This window comes from Streptomyces sp. 8K308, assembly GCF_004348315.1.
In the GTDB taxonomy this organism is placed as follows: Bacteria; Actinomycetota; Actinomycetes; order Streptomycetales; family Streptomycetaceae; genus Streptomyces.
Genome location: NZ_SMKC01000108.1, coordinates 1 through 19253, shown reverse-complemented (window position 1 = coordinate 19253; position 19253 = coordinate 1). Strand labels below are relative to the sequence as shown.

At 75.0% G+C, this 19253-nt stretch carries 13 protein-coding genes and 1 pseudogene; 11 read left to right on the top strand and 3 right to left on the bottom strand.

The window, feature by feature from the left end; translation table 11 throughout:
* Positions 1-130 precede the first annotated feature (130 nt).
* The 5 genes from argC to E1265_RS16965 are packed head-to-tail and all read left to right on the top strand — an operon-like array spanning position 131 to position 5070.
* Positions 131-1159, top strand: a complete 1029-nt coding sequence (gene argC, locus E1265_RS16985) for an N-acetyl-gamma-glutamyl-phosphate reductase (protein ID WP_132931158.1) — start codon at positions 131-133, stop codon at positions 1157-1159.
* The gene (gene argJ, locus E1265_RS16980; protein WP_132931157.1) at positions 1156-2307 is read left to right on the top strand and encodes a bifunctional glutamate N-acetyltransferase/amino-acid acetyltransferase ArgJ; all 1152 of its coding nucleotides are present in this window, start codon (positions 1156-1158) and stop codon (positions 2305-2307) included. The genes argC and argJ overlap by 4 nt, the downstream gene beginning before the upstream one ends.
* Positions 2304-3281: an acetylglutamate kinase gene (gene argB / locus E1265_RS16975; RefSeq protein WP_243740866.1), complete on the top strand. Its 978-nt coding sequence runs from the start codon at positions 2304-2306 to the stop codon at positions 3279-3281. The genes argJ and argB overlap by 4 nt, the downstream gene beginning before the upstream one ends.
* Positions 3278-4468, top strand: a complete 1191-nt coding sequence (locus E1265_RS16970; protein WP_132931156.1) for an acetylornithine transaminase — start codon at positions 3278-3280, stop codon at positions 4466-4468. Before argB ends, E1265_RS16970 begins: the two co-directional genes overlap by 4 nt.
* 14 nt (positions 4469-4482) lie before the next feature.
* Positions 4483-5070 carry an arginine repressor gene (locus tag E1265_RS16965; protein WP_132931155.1) on the top strand — a complete coding sequence of 196 codons (588 nt, stop codon included), beginning with the start codon at positions 4483-4485 and terminating at the stop codon, positions 5068-5070.
* Between the two features lie 123 nt (positions 5071-5193).
* Here the strand turns inward: E1265_RS16965 and E1265_RS16960 are convergent.
* Positions 5194-6129: pseudogene (locus tag E1265_RS16960) on the bottom strand (4-hydroxy-3-methylbut-2-enyl diphosphate reductase); the annotation flags it as partial.
* 55 nt (positions 6130-6184) lie between these two features.
* Complete coding sequence (locus tag E1265_RS16955; RefSeq protein ID WP_132931153.1) at positions 6185-7246, bottom strand: polyprenyl synthetase family protein; 1062 nt, start codon at positions 7244-7246, stop codon at positions 6185-6187.
* A gap of 496 nt (positions 7247-7742) precedes the next feature.
* On the opposite strand from E1265_RS16955, the gene E1265_RS16950 reads away from it, so the two are divergent.
* On the top strand, positions 7743-8939 hold the full coding sequence (locus tag E1265_RS16950; RefSeq protein WP_132931152.1) for an argininosuccinate synthase: 1197 nt from the start codon (positions 7743-7745) through the stop codon (positions 8937-8939).
* A complete protein-coding gene (gene argH / locus E1265_RS16945) occupies positions 8936-10405 on the top strand; it encodes an argininosuccinate lyase (protein ID WP_132931151.1) in 1470 nt (489 codons plus the stop codon). The genes E1265_RS16950 and argH overlap by 4 nt, the downstream gene beginning before the upstream one ends.
* Positions 10406-10875: 470 nt before the next feature.
* Here argH and E1265_RS16940 read toward each other — a convergent pair whose 3' ends face one another.
* Positions 10876-11886, bottom strand: a complete 1011-nt coding sequence (locus tag E1265_RS16940) for a Gfo/Idh/MocA family oxidoreductase (protein WP_132931150.1) — start codon at positions 11884-11886, stop codon at positions 10876-10878.
* 95 nt (positions 11887-11981) lie between these two features.
* Here E1265_RS16940 and E1265_RS16935 point away from each other — a divergent pair, with 95 nt between their 5' ends.
* The 4 genes from E1265_RS16935 to E1265_RS16920 form a co-directional block, all read left to right on the top strand.
* Positions 11982-12833: a DUF4132 domain-containing protein gene (locus E1265_RS16935; protein ID WP_132931149.1), complete on the top strand. Its 852-nt coding sequence runs from the start codon at positions 11982-11984 to the stop codon at positions 12831-12833.
* Positions 12830-17758: a hypothetical protein gene (locus E1265_RS16930; protein ID WP_132931148.1), complete on the top strand. Its 4929-nt coding sequence runs from the start codon at positions 12830-12832 to the stop codon at positions 17756-17758. Before E1265_RS16935 ends, E1265_RS16930 begins: the two co-directional genes overlap by 4 nt.
* Positions 17755-18927 (top strand): AAA family ATPase, encoded by a 1173-nt coding sequence (locus E1265_RS16925; RefSeq protein ID WP_132931147.1) that lies wholly within the window; start codon positions 17755-17757, stop codon positions 18925-18927. Before E1265_RS16930 ends, E1265_RS16925 begins: the two co-directional genes overlap by 4 nt.
* A 110-nt stretch (positions 18928-19037) precedes the next feature.
* Positions 19038-19253, top strand: a 216-nt coding sequence (locus tag E1265_RS16920; RefSeq protein WP_243740867.1) for a DUF5682 family protein, incomplete at its 3' end; no start/stop codon positions are given.

Here is a 19253-nt window from a genome sequence, read left to right as displayed (position 1 = left end):
GTGGGTGGGCGGGGAGAACTCCAGCGCGGAGCGCGAGACCGCGGCCGAAGGCCACCGCACAGCCCCTCCGACCAGGCATTGCATAAAAGTGTCGCTCTGCGTATAGTCATGCCATCGTAACAAGGAGGCGATGGCGTTGCGCGCTGCGGTGGCGGGAGCGAGCGGCTATGCGGGCGGGGAGATCCTGCGGCTGCTGTTGGGGCACCCCGAGGTGGAGATAGGCACGCTGACCGGGAACGCCAGCGCCGGGCAGCGGCTCGGCGCGTCCCAGCCGCAGTTGCTGCCGCTGGCCGACCGCGTCGTCGAGGAGACCACGCCGGCCATGCTCGCCGGCCACGACATCGTCTTCCTCGCCCTGCCGCACGGCCACTCGGCCGCTGTCGCGGAGCAGCTCGGCGACGAGACGCTGATCGTCGACTGCGGCGCCGACTTCCGGCTCTCCGACGCGGCCGACTGGGAGCGGTTCTACGGCTCGCCGCACGCCGGTACCTGGCCCTACGGGCTGCCCGAGCTGCCCGGCGGCCGGGAGGCGCTGCGCGGCGCCCGGCGGATTGCCGTGCCCGGCTGCTACCCGACCGCCGTCACGCTGGCGCTCTTCCCGGCCTACGCCGCCGGCGTCGCCGGGCCGGAGGCCGTGATCGTGGCCGCCAGCGGCACCTCGGGCGCCGGCCGGTCGCTCAAGCCGCACCTGCTCGGCAGCGAGGTCATGGGCGCCATGAGCCCTTACGGCGTCGGCGGCGGCCACCGGCACACCCCCGAGATGATCCAGAACCTCTCCGCGGTCGCCGGCGAGCGGGTCACGGTCTCGTTCACGCCCACCCTGGCGCCCATGTCCCGCGGCATCCTGGCCACCTGCTCGGCCAAGGCCAGGCCGGGGCTGACCGCCGCCGGGCTGCGCGAGGTCTACGGCAAGGCGCTGGCGGGCGAGCCGTTCGTCCGGCTGCTGCCCGAGGGGCAGTGGCCGAGCACGGCCGCCGTCGCCGGATCCAACGCCGCGCTGCTCCAGGTCGCCCTGGACGAGTCGGCCGGCCGGCTGATCGTCGTCAGCGCCATCGACAACCTGACCAAGGGCACCGCGGGTGGCGCGGTGCAGAGCATGAACATCGCCCTCGGCCTCCCCGAGGAGCTCGGCCTTTCCACGATCGGAGTCGCGCCATGAGTGTCACCGCCGCCAAGGGCTTCACGGCCGCCGGCGTCGCCGCCGGAATCAAGGAGAGCGGCGCGCCCGACCTGGCGCTCGTGGTGAACCAGGGCCCGCGCCGTGCCGCCGCCGGCGTCTTCACCAGCAACCGGGTCAAGGCCGCGCCCGTGGTCTGGTCCGAGCAGGTGCTCAAGGGCGGCGCCGTCACCGCCGTCGTCCTCAACTCCGGTGGCGCCAACGCCTGCACGGGGCCGCTCGGCTTCCAGGACACCCACGCCACGGCCGAGCGCGTCGCCGAGGCGCTTGGCCACAGCGCGGGCGAGGTGGCCGTGGCCTCCACGGGCCTGATCGGCCTCCGGCTGCCCATGGACAAGCTGCTGCCGGGCGTCGACAAGGCGGCCGCCGAGCTCTCGGCGCACGGCGGCGAGAAGGCCGCCATCGCCATCAAGACCACCGACACCGTGCACAAGACCGCCGTCGCCGAGGGCGCCGGCTGGACCGTCGGCGGCATGGCCAAGGGCGCCGGCATGCTCGCGCCCGGCCTCGCCACCATGCTGGTCGTCCTCACCACGGACGCCGACGTCGAGGCCCCGGCGCTCGACGCGGCGTTGCGCGCCGCCACCAGGGCCACCTTCGACCGGATCGACTCCGACGGCTGCATGTCGACCAACGACACCGTGCTGCTGCTCGCCTCCGGCGCCTCCGGCGTGGTGCCCGAGCCCGACGCCTTCGCCGACGTCGTCAGGTCCGTCTGCGCCCACCTCGCGCGGCAGCTGATCGGGGACGCCGAGGGCGCCTCGAAGGACATCAGGATCGAGATCACCGGCGCCGCCACCGAGGACGAGGCCGTCGAGGTCGGCCGCTCCATCGCGCGCAACAACCTGCTCAAGTGCGCCATCCACGGCGAGGACCCCAACTGGGGCCGGGTGCTCTCCGCCATCGGCACCACCTCGGCCACCTTCGACCCGGACCGGATCGACGTCGCCATCAACGGCGTCTGGGTCTGCCGCGACGGCTCGTTCGGCGAGGACCGCGCGCTGGTCGACATGCGCTACCGCGAGGTCCGCATCACCGCCGACCTCTCCGCCGGCGACGCCTCCGCCGTCATCTGGACCAACGACCTGACCGCCGACTACGTGCACGAGAACAGCGCCTACTCCTCATGACGACGACACCGCAGAAGAGCCCCACCCGCAAGCACACCGCGCTCCCCAAGGCCCGCATCCTGGTCGAGGCGCTGCCCTGGCTGACCCGCCACCACGGCAAGACCATCGTCATCAAGTTCGGCGGCAACGCCATGGTGGACGAGGAGCTCAAGGCCGCCTTCGCGCAGGACGTGGTCTTTCTGCGGCACGCCGGCCTGAGGCCCGTCGTGGTGCACGGCGGCGGCCCGCAGATCAACGCCCAGCTCGACCGGCTTGGCCTGACCTCCGAGTTCCGAGCCGGTCTGCGCGTGACCACCCCGGAGACCATGGACGTGGTGCGCATGGTCCTGGCCGGCCAGGTGCAGCGAGAGCTGGTCGGCCTGCTCAACCGGCACGGCCCGCTGGCCGTGGGCATGACCGGCGAGGACGCCCACCTGATGACGGCCACCAAGCGCTACGCCCAGGTGGACGGCGAGCCGGTGGACCTCGGCCGGGTCGGCGACATCACCGCGACCGACACCGGCGCCATCGAGGCGCTGCTCGACGACGGACGCATCCCGGTGATCTCCTCCATAGCCCGAAGCGCCGACGACCACCACGTCTACAACGTCAACGCCGACACCGCGGCGGCCGCCGTCGCCGCCGCGCTCGGCGCCGAGACCCTGATGGTGCTGACCGACGTCGAGGGGCTGTACGCGGACTGGCCAACCAGCGACGAGGTGATCAGCAGGCTCACCGTCGGCGAGCTCGAGCGGCTGTTGCCCGAGCTGGCCAGCGGCATGGTGCCCAAGATGGAGGGCTGCCTGCACGCGGTGCGCAACGGCGTGGGCACCGCGCGCGTGATAGACGGCCGGGTCCAACACGCCATCCTGCTGGAGATCTTCACCGACGAGGGGGTCGGCACCATGGTCGTGCCCGACCCGCCGGGCGCCGACCACACGCCGCACGCCACCGGATCAACCGACAACGGAGAGGGGACGGGACAGCCGTCATGAGCAACGACGCACTGACCACGCGCTGGCAGGGCGCGCTGATGGACAACTACGGCACCCCCCGCGTCCCGCTCACCCACGGCGAGGGCGCCCGCCTCTGGGACGCCGACGGCAAGGAGTACCTGGACTTCCTCGGCGGCATCGCGGTCAACTCGCTCGGCACCGGGCACCCGGCCGTGGTGCGCGCGGTATCCGACCAGGTCGCGCTGCTCAGCCACGTGTCCAACCTCTTCGTCGCCGAGCCCCCGGTGGCACTGGCCGAGCGGCTGCTCGCCCTGGCCGGGCGGCCGGGCCGCGCCTACTTCTCCAACTCCGGCGCCGAGGCGGTCGAGGCCGCTTTCAAGATCGGCCGGCTCACCGGCAGGACCCACATGGTCGCCACCCAGGGCGGGTTCCACGGCCGCACCATGGGCGCCCTATCCCTCACCGGCCAGCCGGCCAAGCAGGAGGGCTTCCACCCGCTGCCGGCCGACGTCACCCACGTGCCCTATGGTGACGCCGAGGCGCTGCGGGCGGCCGTCACCACCGACACCGCGCTGGTCATCCTGGAACCGATCCAGGGCGAGAACGGCGTGGTCGTGCCGCCCGAGGGCTACCTGGCCGAGGCCCGCGCCACCACCAGGGCCACCGGCACCCTGCTGGTCCTCGACGAGGTGCAGACCGGCATCGGCCGCACCGGCCACTGGTTCGCCGGCCAGGCCGAGGGCGTGGAGGCGGACGTCGTCACCCTCGCCAAGGGGCTCGGCGCCGGCCTGCCGATCGGCGCCACCCTCGCCTTCGGCGAGGCCGCCGAGCTGTTCAAGCCCGGAAAGCACGGCTCCACCTTCGGCGGCAACCCGGTCTCCTGCGCCGCCGCCCTCGCGGTCCTCGACACCATCGAGTCCGAGGGGCTGCTCGAGCGGGTCAAGGCCGCGGGCGAGCGGCTGCGTGACGGCGTGTGGAATCTCGGCCATCCGCTGGTCGACCGTGTCAGGGGTGCGGGCCTCCTGCTCGGTATCGTGCTCACCGAGCCGCTGGCCGCGCAGGTGCAGCAGGCGGCCCAGCAGGCCGGATTCCTGGTCAACGCCGCCACCCCCGAGGTGGTGCGGCTCGCTCCGCCCCTGATCATCGGCGACGCCGAGGTGGACGCGCTGCTCGCGGCGCTGCCCGGGATCCTCGACGACGCGGACGCGTCGGCGCCAGCCAGATGACCCGAAGGGGGAGCATGACCGACGAGCGGCAGCCCGTGACGGCGGCACAGAAGGCTCTGGGGCTACAGGGATCGTCCGTGCCCCAGACCAGGACCGCACGGCACCGGCGCATCGTGGAGATTCTCAACCGTCAACCGGTGCGCTCCCAGAGCCAGTTGGCCAAGCTGCTCGCCGACGACGGGCTGAGCGTCACACAGGCGACGCTCAGCCGCGACCTGGACGAGCTCGGCGCCGTGAAGATCCGCAACGCCGGAGGGGAGCTGATCTACGCGGTGCCGAGCGAGGGCGGTTTCCGCACCCCCAGGGTGCCGCTCGGCGAGTCGGCCAAGGAGGAGCGCCTCGCCCGGCTCGCCGGGGAACTGCTGATCTCGGCCGAAGCCTCCGCCAACCTCGTCGTGCTGCGCACCCCGCCCGGTGCCGCCCAGTTCCTCGCCTCCGCGATCGACCAAGCCGAGGTGCACGACATCCTGGGCACCATCGCGGGCGACGACACCCTGCTGCTCATCAGCCGCGACCCGACGGGTGGCCAGTCGCTCGCCGACCATCTGCTGCGGCTGGCCCAGAAGCAGAAGGAGCGGGAGCGGGAGGAGCCCGCGGACTGACGGCTCGCGGGAGCGCGCGGCCGTGTGCCGTGGCCGCCACGTCGTGGGGCGGGCACGCGGCCGGGCGAACCCGCGGCGCCTGCCCGCCCGGGGCCAGTTGGACCGGGGCCAGTTGGACCGGGGTCAGCCAGACGCCAGCCGTCGTGGCATCGCGAACCGCAGCGTCTCGCGGGCCACCGGCACCTCCTCCACCTCCCGGTAGCCGCGCTCTGCGAGCGCCGTCACCAACTCGCCCACCAGCACCTCGGGCACCGAGGCGCCGGCCGTCACTCCCACCGTGGCCACGCCGTCGAACCACGCGTCGACGACCTCGGCGGCCGTGTCGACCAGCCGGGCGGCCCGCGCGCCGGCGCGCAGCGCGACCTCCACGAGCCGCGCCGAGTTGGAGGAGTTGGCCGAGCCGACCACCAGCAGCAGGTCGCAGCGCGGGGCGATGGCCCGCACCGCGTCCTGCCGGTTCTGGCTGGCGTAGCAGATGTCGTCGCCCGGCGGGTCGGCGAGGGACGGCAGGCGCTCGCGCAGCGCCCGCGCCGTCTCGGCCACCTCCTCGACGGCGAGCGTGGTCTGCGAGAGCCACACCACCCGGGTCGGATCGCGAAGTTCCAGACGTTCGGCCTCCGCCGGTGACTCGACGACGTGGACGCGACCGGGGGCGTGCCCGACGGTGCCGACGACCTCCTCGTGGTCGGCGTGGCCGATCAGCGCGATCTCGTAGCCGTCGGCGGCGAACCGCTCGGTCTCCCGGTGCACCTTGGTCACCAGCGGGCAGACCGCGTCCACCACCGTCAGCCGCCGCTCGGCCGCCTGCCGGTGCACGGCCGGCGCCACGCCGTGCGCCGAGAACACCACGAGCGCCCCCTCCGGCACCTCGGTCAGCTCCTCGACGAACACCGCGCCCCGCGCCGCCAACTCCCGCACCACGTGGGTGTTGTGCACGATCTGGCGGCGCACGTAGACCGGCGGCCCGTGTCGCAGCAGCGCCTCCTCCACGGTGGCGACCGCGCGCTCGACGCCGGCGCAGAAGCCGCGCGGCGCGGCCAGCAGTACCTTCCCCATCGGTGACGCCTCCTTCCTCGGGGAGCTCTCGGCGGGCTCCCGGCCTTCTCTCGTCGGCTCAGTGGTCGCGGCGGCAGGCGAGGCGGGCCAGCGCGGCGAGCTCGGCGGCGGCCGGCTCGGCGGGCTCGGCCGCTCGCAAGGACTCCAGGGCCAGCGTGAACTCGCGCTCCGCCGCCTCCTCGGCCCAGGCGCGGCCGCCGGCCTCGGACACCAGCTCCGCGAGCGTGGCGATCTCGTCCGGCACCGCCTCGGTGACACGCCCGGGCGAGGCACCGTAGCGCTCGGCGAGGCGGCGTCCGGCCGGGGTGCCCGAGTCGAGCGCGGCGACCACCGGCAGGGACTTCTTACGGCTTGCCAGGTCGGCGCCGGACGGCTTGCCGGTGACCTTCGGGTCGCCCCAGATCCCCAGCAGGTCGTCGACCAGCTGGAAGGCCATGCCCAGGTGGGTGCCGAACCGCCGCAGGGCCTCGATCCGCTCCGGCGAGCCGCCGCCCCACAGCGCGCCCAGGGCGCAGGAGCAGGCGAGCAGCGCGGCCGTCTTGCGCTCGGTCATCGCCAGGCACTCGGCCAGCGAGACGTGCGGGCGCTCCTGGAAGCCGATGTCGGCGTGCTCGCCCTCGATCAGCCGCGTGGTGGCCTCGGCCAGCCACCGTAATCCGGTGACCGTGCGCGCCCGGCCGAGCGGGTCATCGGTGAGCACCCGGCTGGCCTGGACGAGCAGCGCGTCCCCCGCGAGCAGCGCGGCGGAGGAGCCGAAGACGGCCCAGGCCGTGGCCCGGTGCCGGCGGGTGGTGTCGCCGTCCAGGATGTCGTCGTGCAGCAGCGAGAAGTTGTGCACGAGCTCCACGGCCACCGCCGGGGCCAGCGCCTCGGCGGCCGGGGCGCCCACCGCCTCGGCGCAGCCGAACACCAGGGCCGGGCGCAGCGCCTTGCCGGCCGGCGCGGCGCCGGGCCGGCCCGCGCTGTCCGTCCAGCCGAAGTGGTAGGAGGCGACCCGGGCCACGGGCTCGGGCAGCCGCTCGACCCAGTCGCGCAGGCCGGGATCGAGCAGCGCGCGGGTGCGGCGCAGGGCGGCGAGCGCCGCGGTCCGCTCGTCCGCCGTCTCGGGCAGTGTGGTCATGTCGGGACCTCCGCTGGCTTCGGTGCCGGGTTCGCCGGCCTGGCACGGACGACTGGTGCGAGGGGCGGGCGCGCCGCCGCGCGGTCACGGTCCCGCGCTCGCGCCGCGGCCTCGCCGTGCGGCTGGGGCAGCGGACAACGATCATGTTGTCAGCTTGGCCGTTTTCCCCGCCGCGCTGGAACGGCGCGTTGTGCATCCGCCGCGCGCCGGTGGAAAGCAACGAGCGCCATTGTCGAGCTGTTCGACCGCCCTGACCAGGGGGTCTGCTCAGGCCAAAGGCGCAACGGAGCGCGTTCGCCCGCCGGGAATTCACTCGTATGGGTGTAGGGATGGTTTTACGCGCGTGCTGATCGGTGGGTCGTGTGAAGCCGTCGTACGTTCGCTCGTGTGTCCTACCCGCCCGGGGGGTTTGCCCAGCCTTGTCGCTCGCATTGACGAACCATGCGAGGGGCTGCATACTTATTCCTGTCCACGCATGCATCTGAAGGAGACCCCCGTGACCCAGCGCGTCGTACTCGCCTACTCGGGTGGCCTGGACACCTCTGTCTGCATCGGCTGGATCGCCGAGGCGACGGGTGCGGAGGTCATCGCCGTCGCCGTCGATGTCGGTCAGGGCGGCGAGAGCCTGGACGTCATCCGCAAGCGCGCGCTGGCCTGCGGCGCGGTCGAGGCCGAGGTCGTGGACGCAAAGGACGAGTTCGCCAACGAGTACTGCCTCCCGGCGATCAGGTCCAACGCCCTGTACATGGACCGCTACCCGCTGGTCTCCGCTCTCTCCCGGCCCCTGATCGTCAAGCACCTCGTGGCCGCCGCCGCCAAGCACGGCGCCGACACCGTCGCCCACGGCTGCACCGGCAAGGGCAACGACCAGGTCAGGTTCGAGGCCGGCATCACCTCGCTCGCCCCCGACCTGAAGTGCATCGCCCCTGTCCGGGACTACGCGATGACCCGCGACAAGGCCATCGCCTTCGCCGAGGACAAGGGCCTGCCGATCGCCACCACCAAGAAGTCCCCGTACTCCATCGACGCCAACGTCTTCGGCCGCGCCATCGAGACCGGCTTCCTCGAGGACATCTGGAACGCGCCGATCGAGGACATCTACGAGTACACCCAGGACCCGGCCGCCCCGCGGAGCGCCGACGAGGTCGTCATCACCTTCGAGCACGGCGTGCCGGTCGCGGTCGACGGCCGCCCCGTCACCCCCCTGCAGGCCATCCAGGAGCTCAACGAGCGGGCCGGCGCCCAGGGCGTGGGTCGGATCGACATGGTCGAGGACCGGCTGGTGGGCATCAAGTCCCGCGAGGTCTACGAGGCCCCCGGCGCCATCGCGCTCATCACCGCCCACCAGGAGCTGGAGAACGTGACGGTCGAGCGTGAGCTGGCCCGCTACAAGCGGCAGGTCGAGCAGCGCTGGTCCGAGCTGGTCTACGACGGCCTGTGGTTCTCGCCGCTCAAGCGCGCCCTCGACGGCTTCGTCGCCGAGGCCAACCAGCATGTCAGCGGCGACATCCGGATGACCCTGCACGGTGGACGCGCCGTCGTCACCGGCCGGAAGTCCGCCCAGTCGCTCTACGACTTCAGCCTCGCCACCTACGACACCGGCGACACCTTCGACCAGTCGCTCTCCAAGGGCTTCATCGAGATCTTCGGCATGTCGAGCAAGATCGCGGCCCGGCGGGACCTGGCCCAGTGAGCAAGGAGACCCAGGACCAGGACGTCCGGCTCTGGGGCGGCCGGTTCGCCGACGGGCCGGCCGCCGCGCTGGAGAAGCTCAGCGCCTCCGTCCACTTCGACTGGCGGCTCGCGCCCTACGACATCGCCGGCTCCCGCGCCCACGCCCGGGTGCTGCACCGGGCCGGGCTGCTCACCGCGGACGAGCTCGACCGCATGCTGGCCGGCCTCGACCAGCTCGCGGCCGACGTCGCCGACGGCTCCTTCACCGGCACCATCGCCGACGAGGACGTGCACACGGCGCTCGAGCGCGGGCTGCTCGAGCGGCTCGGCCCCGAGCTCGGCGGCAAGCTGCGCGCCGGCCGCTCGCGGAACGACCAGGTGGCCACGCTCTTCCGGATGTGCCTGCGGGACCACGCCCGGATCATCGCCGGCCTCGTCGCCGACCTGAGCGAGGCGCTGATCGGCCTCGCCGACGCCCACCCGAACGCGGCCATGCCGGGCCGCACCCACTTCCAGCACGCCCAGCCGGTGCTCTTCGCGCACCACGTGCTGGCGCACGTCCAGGCGCTCGCCAGGGACGCCGAGCGGCTGCGGCAGTGGGACGCGCGGACGGCGGTCTCGCCGTACGGCGGGGGCGCCCTGGCGGGCTCCTCGCTGGGCCTCGACCCGGAGGCGGTCGCCGCCGACCTCGGCTTCGAGGGCGGCTCGGTGGCCAACTCCATCGACGGGACGGCCTCCAGGGACTTCGCCGCCGAGTTCGCCTTCGTCACCGCCATGATCGGCGTGGACCTGTCGCGGATCGCCGAGGAGATCATCGTCTGGAACACGAAGGAGTTCTCCTTCGTCACCCTGCACGACGCGTTCTCCACCGGCAGCTCGATCATGCCGCAGAAGAAGAACCCGGACATCGCGGAGCTGGCGCGCGGCAAGTCGGGGCGGCTCATCGGCAACCTCACCGGGCTGCTCGCCACCCTCAAGGCGCTGCCGCTCGCCTACAACCGCGACCTTCAGGAGGACAAGGAGCCGGTCTTCGACTCCTGCGACCAACTCGAGGTGCTGCTGCCGGCGTTCACCGGCATGCTGGCCACCCTCACGGTCAACGAGGCGCGGATGGCCGAGCTGGCGCCCGCCGGCTTCTCACTGGCCACGGACATCGCCGAGTGGCTGGTCAAGCAGGGCGTGCCGTTCCGGGACGCGCACGAGATCGCCGGCGAGTGCGTCAAGGTCTGCGAGGCCGAGGGGATCGAGCTCGACCAGCTGACGGACGAGCAGTTCGCCAAGATCTCCTCGCGCCTCACCCCCGAGGTCCGCACGGTCCTCAGCGTGTCGGGCGCGCTGGCCGCCCGCTCGGCCCGCGGCGGCACGGCCCCCTCGGCGGTCGCCGTCCAACTGGCCGACGCCAAGGCCGAGCTGGCCCGTCAGCGCGAGTGGGTCGCGGTCCGCGAGGCCGCATCCTGCGGGGTCGGCGGCGGTCCGCGCGCGTAGCGCCTCCGGCGCGGCGGGCGGCCGTCCGGGCGGCGTGGTCGCCTCCCGCAGGTGCCGCGGGCGCGCCAGGCGCCCTCGTCGACGCGGGCCGGCACCCACCACGGCGCGGTGGGCGGTGCGCACGGTGGCGCTGCGGTGGGTGCCGGCCCGCGGCGCGCCCGCCGAGCACCCGGCGAGCTGAGCGAGCCCCCGGTAGCTCGCGCCCCGCGCGACGGCCCACGTGCCCGCTCCGCGCCCCGGGCCGACGGCACCCGGCCGCTCTCGGCGGGGCGAGCGACGGCCGGTCCCGGCGTCATGGCGCCGGGCACGCGTCACGACCAGGGTCGTGGGAGCCGCCGAGGCGGCTTCCACGTGGCGCGGCCGCGTCCTGACGGTGGCCGGGCCGGGCAGCCCTGCCGCGCTGGCCCGGCCACGCGGCCGGGACCCTGCCACTTGGTGGCGAGTCGGCGCCGCGGCCGAAGGCCGGCCAGTCAGGCGGCCCGCTCGCCCGGGTAGCGCAGGCCGATGCGGGCGCGGGCCGCGTCCAGGGTCCGCATCACGGCCAGGCTGCCGTCGAGCGGCACCAGTGGCGACTCCAGCTCGCCGGCCCGCAGGCAGCGGGTCACCTCGTTGATCTGGTGGACGAACGAGGCGGCGGGGCCCGGCTCGGTGAACTCCTCGGGATCCCGCCCCGGGCGGTGCAGCACGAAGCGGTCGCCGAAGAAGAAGCCGCGCGGGAACTCGATCCGGCCGGCCGAGCCGGTCACCGAGGCCACCTGCGGCGTGTCCGCGACCAGCGAGCAGCTGAGCGTCGCGACCGCGCCCGAGTCGTAGCCGAGCACCAGCCCGGTGTTGGTGTCCACGCCGCCGCTCAGGTGGGCCCAGGCCGCCACCTCGGCCGGCTCGCCGAGCACCAGGTGGGCGAAGGAGACCGGGTAGACGCCGAGGTCGAGCAGCGCCCCGCCGCCGAGCGCCGGGTCGAGCAGCCGGTGGCCGGGGTCGAGCGGGCCGCCGATCCCGAAGTCGGCCTGCACCGACCGCACCTCGCCGATCGCGCCGTCCCGCACCAGCCCCGCCATCCGGTGGATGGCCGGGTTGCAGTACATCCACATGGCCTCCATCAGGAACAGGCCACGCTCCCTGGCCAGCGCCACCAGCGCCTCGGCCTCCGCCGCGTTCAGCGTGAACGGCTTCTCGCACAGCACAGCGCGGCCGGCCTCCAGGCACTGCCGCACCGCCGCGTGATGCGCGCTGTGCGGCGTCGCCACGTACACCGCCTCCACCTCGGGATCCGCCGTCAGCTCCGCCCAACTGCCGTACGCCCGGGGGATCCCGAAGCGCCGGGCGAAGTCCTCGGCCGGGCCCGGCGCCCGCGAACCCACCGCCACCAACTCCGCGTCCGGCAGCGGCAGCACGTCGCCGGCGAACTTCCCCGCTATCGAGCCCGTCGCCAGAATCCCCCAGCGCACCGGACGTGTTCCGGTACCCGTGCCGTCCCCCATCTCACTCCCGTCCGGCGCCCCTCCCGGGGCGACGCGCTGTCAGTGGCTGCTTCTAGAGTCGCGATCATCGTAAGCACGACCACAGGGAGATGGTCATGGGGTGGATCGGGGCGGGCGACTACGAGGTCGCGCTCGACGACACGGGCGGCGTGATCTGCCGCAACAGGTCGGGCCGCCAACTCAAGTCGGTGCCCGCCAAGATCGCCGACGAGCCGGCCGTCGTCCAGCTCCGCCAGCTCACCGAGTGGCTGGCGCGACACGAGCGCGAGTGCCTGGCCAGCGTCGAGCGCTGGATGATCAGGTCGCTGCCGGTGCCCGCCGCGGCCCTGATCCAGGTGTGGTCCGACACCGCCTGGCGGGCCGCCCTGCGGGACCTGGTTGTCACCGACGAGGGCGGCGCCGTCGCCGGCTTCCTGCGGGACGCCGACCCCGAGCGCGGCATCGGCCTGGTCGACCTCGACGGCGACACCGTGCGCGTCCGCCCCGAACTGCTGCGCATCCCGCACCCGGTGCTCCTCGACGACCTCGACGAGCTGCGCGACTTCGCCACCGAGCTCGATCTGCGGCAGGGCATCGGCCAGCTGCACCGCGAGGTGTGGCGGCCGGACGGCGTCGACCCGGCCGCCGACCGCGTCGACACCTTCGCCGGCGGCCGGTTCAAGCAGCTGCGGTTCCTCGCCGGCCGCGCCGCCTCCCTCGGCTACCGGGTGCGTGGCGGCCAAGCCGTCTGCCCCGTCTTCGAGGCGGGCCGCACGGTCGAGGCCCGGGTCTGGCTCGGCGAGTACGACGGCTACGAGGGGACCGAGACCGGCCCACTCACCTGGAGCGACACGGCGGGGCGCGGCCTGCGGCTCGGCGACGTCGGCCCCGTCGCCTGGTCCGAGGGGATGCGCATGGCCGCCGCGCTGTACGCAGGCCGCGAGATCGAGAAGGAGAAGGACAAGTGAGCGAGGCCACCGAGCTCGAGGCGGGCGCGATCCTGCTTCCCGGCAGCCACGACGGCGCCGACGCGGACGGCCTCACCGCCCGCACCTACGCCCACCCCGTCCTCGACGATCGGAAGATCGTCCGCCTCGTCCCGGAGACCCTGGGCGAGGCCGAGGACCTGGCCCTGGACTTCCTCGGCCTGCGCCGCGAGGGCGAGGCCCCCGTCGTCGGCCAGGTCCGCCGCGAGACCCTCGGCTTCCCCGCCTGGGCCCTGGTCAACGACCCGGCCAACGGACACCACGCCCTCGCCCTGGTCCGCGACATCGAGCGCCTGGCCAGGCTCGCCGGGCCGCGCGCCGGCCACGCCAGGGACGGCTTCGAGGAGCTCGGCGAGCGCCTGGCCCGCTCCATGCCGCACTTCCTGCCCACCTACTACGAGCAGGCGGCCCGGGCCTTCCTCGCCGCCGAGAACAGCCGGTACGCGGCCGCGTTCTTCGGTCGGGCCCGCACCGCGGAGCGGGCGCACGGCCTGCCGGTGGACGAGGCCAGGCAGCGCGCCGTCTTCCTGGAGTTCGCCTTTGCCGGCGCGCTGACCGCCAAGGAGCTCAAGGAGCACGTCAGGGACCTCACCCGGCGGCTGCCCGCCGCCGCGGCGTGGGCCGAGTTCCGCCAGCTCACGGTCGAGCGCTGCGCCGCGGGCCTGCCGCCCTATGCGTCCTTCCCACAGGACAGCCGCCGGCTGATCAGGGCCGCCGGGCTCGACGTGGCGGCCGAGGAGCGCGCGGTGCTCGCAGAGCTGCTCGGCTCCCCTGCCATCGTCCGCGCGCCCCGCACCTTCTGGACCGGACACCGCGAGGCGCTGGCCGCCCTCGGCCGCGAGCGGCCGGCGATCCGCCGCCGGCTGATCGAGATCATCCCCAGCAGCCTGGCCGCCGAGGACGAGGGCGACGAGCTCTGGCTCCGCCTGCTCGCCGAGACCGGCGCCGACGCCCTGCTCACCGCCCAGGGGCCGGACCCCGAGGTGGACGCAGCGGACTGGCTCTCCCGCTGGGCCACCCACCTCACCCGCGGCTGGCGCGGCCCGCGCCACTCGCCCGCGAGCTACGCGCTCGCCCACCGGATGGCGCCCAGGCTGCGCGCCGACGGCCGGCCGGTGCGCATCGCCCAGGCATCGGGCTGGCGCGGCGGCACCGATCTCGAACTGCTCGACCTCTGCCTCGCCGAGGGCATCCCGGTGGCCGACCCGCCACCGCGCCTCAGGTTCGACCTGACTAGCTGGCTCGCCGCCCCCGAGGCCGACCGCCGGGACCTGGCCGCCGTCGCCGGCGACCCCCGGTTCGCCCCCGCCCTGTCCACCGTCGTCGGCGAGACCGGCGGGCAGCGCGACGGCGAGGCGCTCGCCGCCGTCGTCGCCCACCCGGTGCTGCGCCGGGTGCTGCGCGACTGGCTCGGCGCCAGGACCGATGAGTTCGTCGCCGCGCCCGGCCTGCCCGCCGGCCGCACCGCGCTGGACGCGCTGCTGCCCTTCGGCACCACCGCCGCCGAGGTGAGCCCGGAGGCGATGGCGCGCGTCGCGGGCCACCGGCTCGGCCCGGTCGTCGCCCGCACGCTGCGCGCCGGCATCTTCGACGAGCTGGGCTGGCCAGCCCTCGAGGAGGCCGTCCGGCTGCTCGGCGAGACCAGCGCCGCCGGCCAGCAGCGGCAGTTCAGCATCCACCAGGCGTGGCCGGCGCTGATCATCGGCGACGCCCACCGCGCCGTCGTCGTCGGCTCCGAGGGCGTCCTGCTCGAACACGAGCTGCGGATCCCCGACCAACTGCACTGGCAGCGGCCCGAGTTCCGCTATGTCGACGGCGAGCTGCTGGTCACCTGGTGGCACCGGGGCGAGCAGCGCGCCTACTGGTCAGCCCGCCCCGACGAGATCTTCGTGCTTGGCGGTGCCCGACCCGGGGCAGGGCACCGCCCCAACACCGCCGTCTCCCTGGCCCTCCCCGGCGGCGGCCGCGCCACCGGCGGCCGACCGCTGCACGCTGGCGACACCGCACTGCCCGAGGAGCGTCCCGTCCTCGCCGACGACTCAGGACGCCACTGGTCCCTGACCCTGCGCGACGGGCGATGGGCCTGGCACGAGTACGACCCGGCCACCGGCGCCGAGGGCCGGGCCTCACTGCCCGCCTTCCTGGCCGGCGCCGTCTCCGACGACGCCCGCCTGCTGCCCGAGCACTGTGCCCTACTCCCGCTGCCCCCCGCCCTCGCCGACACCCCGCTCGGTACCGACGGCCGTCAGCTCGGCTGGTGGGTCCGAGCCGAGGGGGAGGACGGTCTGGTCCTCAGGGCCGGCTCGACCGACGGCCGCACCTTCACCCTCGCCGGCCGCGGCCCCCGGCGGATACCGGTCGGCGCGCCCCGGCTGCCGGGCGGCGCCGAGCCGGTCCTCGCGATCCACGGCGCCGAAGCCACCCTCTTCGCGAACGGCGCCCACCCGGTCCGCGGCGCGCTGGGCAGCGCGACCGTCGGCCAGCCGGGCGGCGTGTTCGCCGCCGGCACCCCGCTGATGCCGCCGGTGCCGTTCTGGCACCTGCTGCGTCCCCGTGACGAGGCGGGCTCCCACGCCCTGCGCGCCCTGACCGACGAGGCGGCCGAGCGGCTGGTCGCCGCCGTCGCCGAGGTCGAGGCCGAGCAGCGCGCGGCCAGGGCCGCCGCCCTCGAAGCGGGCCGCGAGATCCCCGAGGCCGAGCGGCGCCGCGCCGAGGAGCGTGCGCTCACCGCCGCCGTGGCCAGGGAACTGCCGGAGATCACCGATCACGCGCTGCGGCGCGGCGTGGCCGGCATCGCCCGCGTGGCGGCCAGGATCGCCGCCGCCTCCCGGCTCGCCGACCAGAGCGAGGCGAACGCCCGGCCGGCGGACACGGCCATGTTCGAGGGCCACCGGCCGCGCCACGGCGACGACGCCACCCTGCTGCGGGCCGTGGAGGGCCTGACGACCCCCGGGATCCGGATGCCCTACGGCGGGTCGACCTCCTGGGCGGTCCTCCAGCAGGTACGCGCCGTCGGCCAGGTGCTCGCCGGCCGGCCCGCCACCGGCCGGCCGTTGCCCGCCAGATACCGCGCCGAGCCACTGCCCCACGGCTGGTCGACTGACGAGCGCACCGCGCCAGCCCACGCCCTCGACTGGACGCCGCTGCTCGCCGCCCAGCGCGCCGTCGCCCACCGGGCCACGGGACAGGTCCTGGGCGAGGCCGAGCGCGAGGCCTTGCTGCTGCTCCTCGAAGCTCTCGCCGAAGGGCCGCTCGCCGGCCAGGGCGCCCTGCGTCGCCTGGTGCTCGCCGAGCGGGGCGTCACCGCGCGGCGCGGCGGCCAGGTGCTGCGGCACGGCGACCGGGTCGTGGTCATCCTGGGCACCCTGTGCGAGGACCGGGAGGCCGACCGCACCCACTGGCTCGCCCTGGACCACGATCCGGCCGGCGCCTTCGGGCCCGTGCCGCCCCTCACCTTCCTCGAGGAGCGCGTCTTCGCCGGCCGGCCGGCGGCCCCGATACTCACCGACGTCGTCCGGCTGGTCAGGGAGCGCGGCCCGGCGCCCTGGCGGCCCGAGCCCGCCGCCGCCCTGGCCGCCGCCACCGGGCTCGGCCACGCCCAGGCCACCCTGCTGCTGGCCGGCCTGCCCACCCAGCCGACCGCCGAGACGCTGGCGCTGCTCGGCCTCAGGGCCCGGCAGGCCGAGCACGCGGCCGAGCTGCTCGCCGCCCTCGGCACCCAGGGCACGACCACCGTGATCGGCGCCCTGCCGCCGAAGGACCCGGCCGGCGCCTGGTCCGAGGGCCCGGACACCGCCGCCGCGGCCGGCGCCTGGCGGAGCCGCTTCAGCGGCCACCACCTGGTGCCCGAGGACACGATCGCCGAGCTCGGCCTTGACCCGCGCGCCGCCATGGCCGTGCTCAACCCCGAGCACACCCCGTGGCTTCGCGCCACCACCAGCCAGCGGCTTCAGGACCACCGGCTGCGTGCCGCCGACCCGGAGGCGGTGCCCGACGAGCGCGAGCTCGCCTCTGCCGTGACCGCGCTCGCCACCCTGGCCTACGGCCTGCCGCTCGGCCACCCGCTGCGCGCGGCCCTGCCTGGCGCGCTCGACGGCCTGCGGCGCCGGCTCGCCGACCCGGGACTCGTCCTCGACCTCGGCATCGAGTGGGCCGAGGCCGGCGGCTCGACGGCCCGGCGGCTCCGGCAGGCGCACGGCCTGCCCGAGGCCGGCGGCGCAGGCGCGGACGGCCTGGTCAGGATCGGCGAAGCGCTCGTCGTCTTCCCCTGGTACGGCTCCACCGAGGCCACCTGGCTCCGCCCGGCCGGCCTCACCGGCCCCGACGACCCGACCCTCGGGCTCGTCGAGGGCATCGTCGCCGCCCGGGCCCGGCGCCCACTCGACGCGCTGCGCGCCGTCCTCGGCGGCGACCTGGACCGCGCGGTGCGGGCCGGCGCGCCCGGGGCCGAGGGATACGCGCAGGACCCGCTGCGTAGCGTCCCGGAGCTCGTGGCCGAGGCCGCCGCCCGGCTCGGCCTGAGCGAGGACGCGGCCGCCGGCTATCTGCAGCTGCTCGCCCTCCCCGACCCCACGGACCGCAACCGGGCCCGGTGGACCGGCTGGCAGCCCGCCAGGATCAGGCGGGCCAACGCCGAGCTGGCCGCCACCGACCTGGTGGTCAGCGCGCAGCGCTCCCGCGCCGGCCGCCGGCTGTTCCTGCCCGGCGGCTGGACCGACCACAAGGCCCCGCTGCTTCCGGTGGAGACGTGGAAGGAGCCGCTCTACCGCCCGCGCCCCGTCGCCCACGGCGTTCCCCACCTGCCCGTACCCGAGCTGTTCGAGCGGGCCTGGGCACGCGTCCGCGACGGCGACGCGCCCGCCTACGAACAGCTGATCACCCGCGCCACCAGGAAGGGCCGCCGATGACCGCCCCCGCGACCACCCACGCCGCGCCCCGACAGATCACGCCGCCGGAGGACGAGTTCGCGACCGAGCTGGCCTTCCTCGCCGCGCACGACACCGGCCCCCGCCCGCCCGGCTGGCGGCTCACCCCGCGCGCCGTCGTCACCTTCGTGACGGGCAGCGGCGGGCGCACCCTGACCCTCCCTGAGGACGCGGTGCCCGACGCCGGGCTGCCGCGCCGCCTGGTCGTCGCCCGGAAGTTCGTGGGGGAGCGGGCGCTGGTCGAGCGCTGCGTCATCACCCTCGCGGGCGAGCGCGGGCTGCTCCTCGTGGGCGAGCCGGGCACCGCCAAGTCCATGCTCTCCGAGCTGCTGGCCGCCGCCGTCTGCGGCACCAGTGCCCTCACCGTCCAGGGCACCGCGGGCACGACCGAGGACCAGCTCAGGTACGGCTGGAACTACGCCCTGCTGCTGGCCAAGGGCCCGAGCCGAGCGGCCCTGGTGCCCTCCCCGGTGCTCACCGCCATGACCACCGGCGCCGTCGCCCGGGTCGAGGAGATCACCCGTTGCCTGCCCGAGGTGCAGGACGCCCTGGTCTCCCTCCTCTCCGAGCGCCGCGTCGCCGTCCCGGAGCTCGCCGGCACGCCGGACGCCCAGCTGCACGCCGCTCCTGGCTTCGCCCTCATCGCCACCGCCAACCTCCGCGACAGGGGCGTCTCCGAGATGTCCGCCGCGCTCAAGCGCCGCTTCAACTTCGAGACCATCGGTCCCATCCCCGACCTGGAGGAGGAGACCACCCTGGTGCGCCGCCAGTCCCGGGCCGCGGTCGAGCGGGCCGGCGCCCCCTACCAGGTGGACGACGCCGTTCTCGAAGCCCTCGTCACCGCCTTCCGCGACCTGCGCGAGGGCCGCTCGGCCGAGGGCTGGGAAGTGGAGCGCCCCACCAGCGTGATGAGCACCGCCGAGGCCGTCTCGGTGGCCGGCTCGATCGCCCTGGCCGCCGCCTACTTCCCCTCCGAGCGGGACGTGCTCGGCCTGCTGCCGGGACACCTGCTCGGCGTGATCCGCAAGGACGAGCCCGCCGACGCCGCCTGCCTGCGTGGCTACTGGGACTCGGCCGTCCGCCGCCGCGCCGAACACGGCTCCCACACCTGGCGCACCCTGTGGGACCTCCGCTCGGCGCTGGAGGACTGACGACGATGCGCACCCGTTCTGTGCGAGGGCTCCCACCTGACGCGCTTTCTCCCGTCAGGGCCGTGAGCCGGCCGACCGGCGTGCCGGGCCCGGCCGGCGAAGCCGACTCCGTGACGGCCGCCCTCCGGGAGTTGACCGACCCGGCGGGGCCCCACCTCATCGGCGTGCGGCACCACGCGCCCTCGCTCGCCGCCGTCCTGCCCCGGCTGCTCGACGCCGCCGCGCCCGAGGTCCTCCTGGTCGAGCTCCCCGCCGAGCTGCAGGACTGGCTGGCCTGGCTCGCGCACGAGGAGACCCGCGCGCCGATCGCGCTCGCCGCCGTGCCC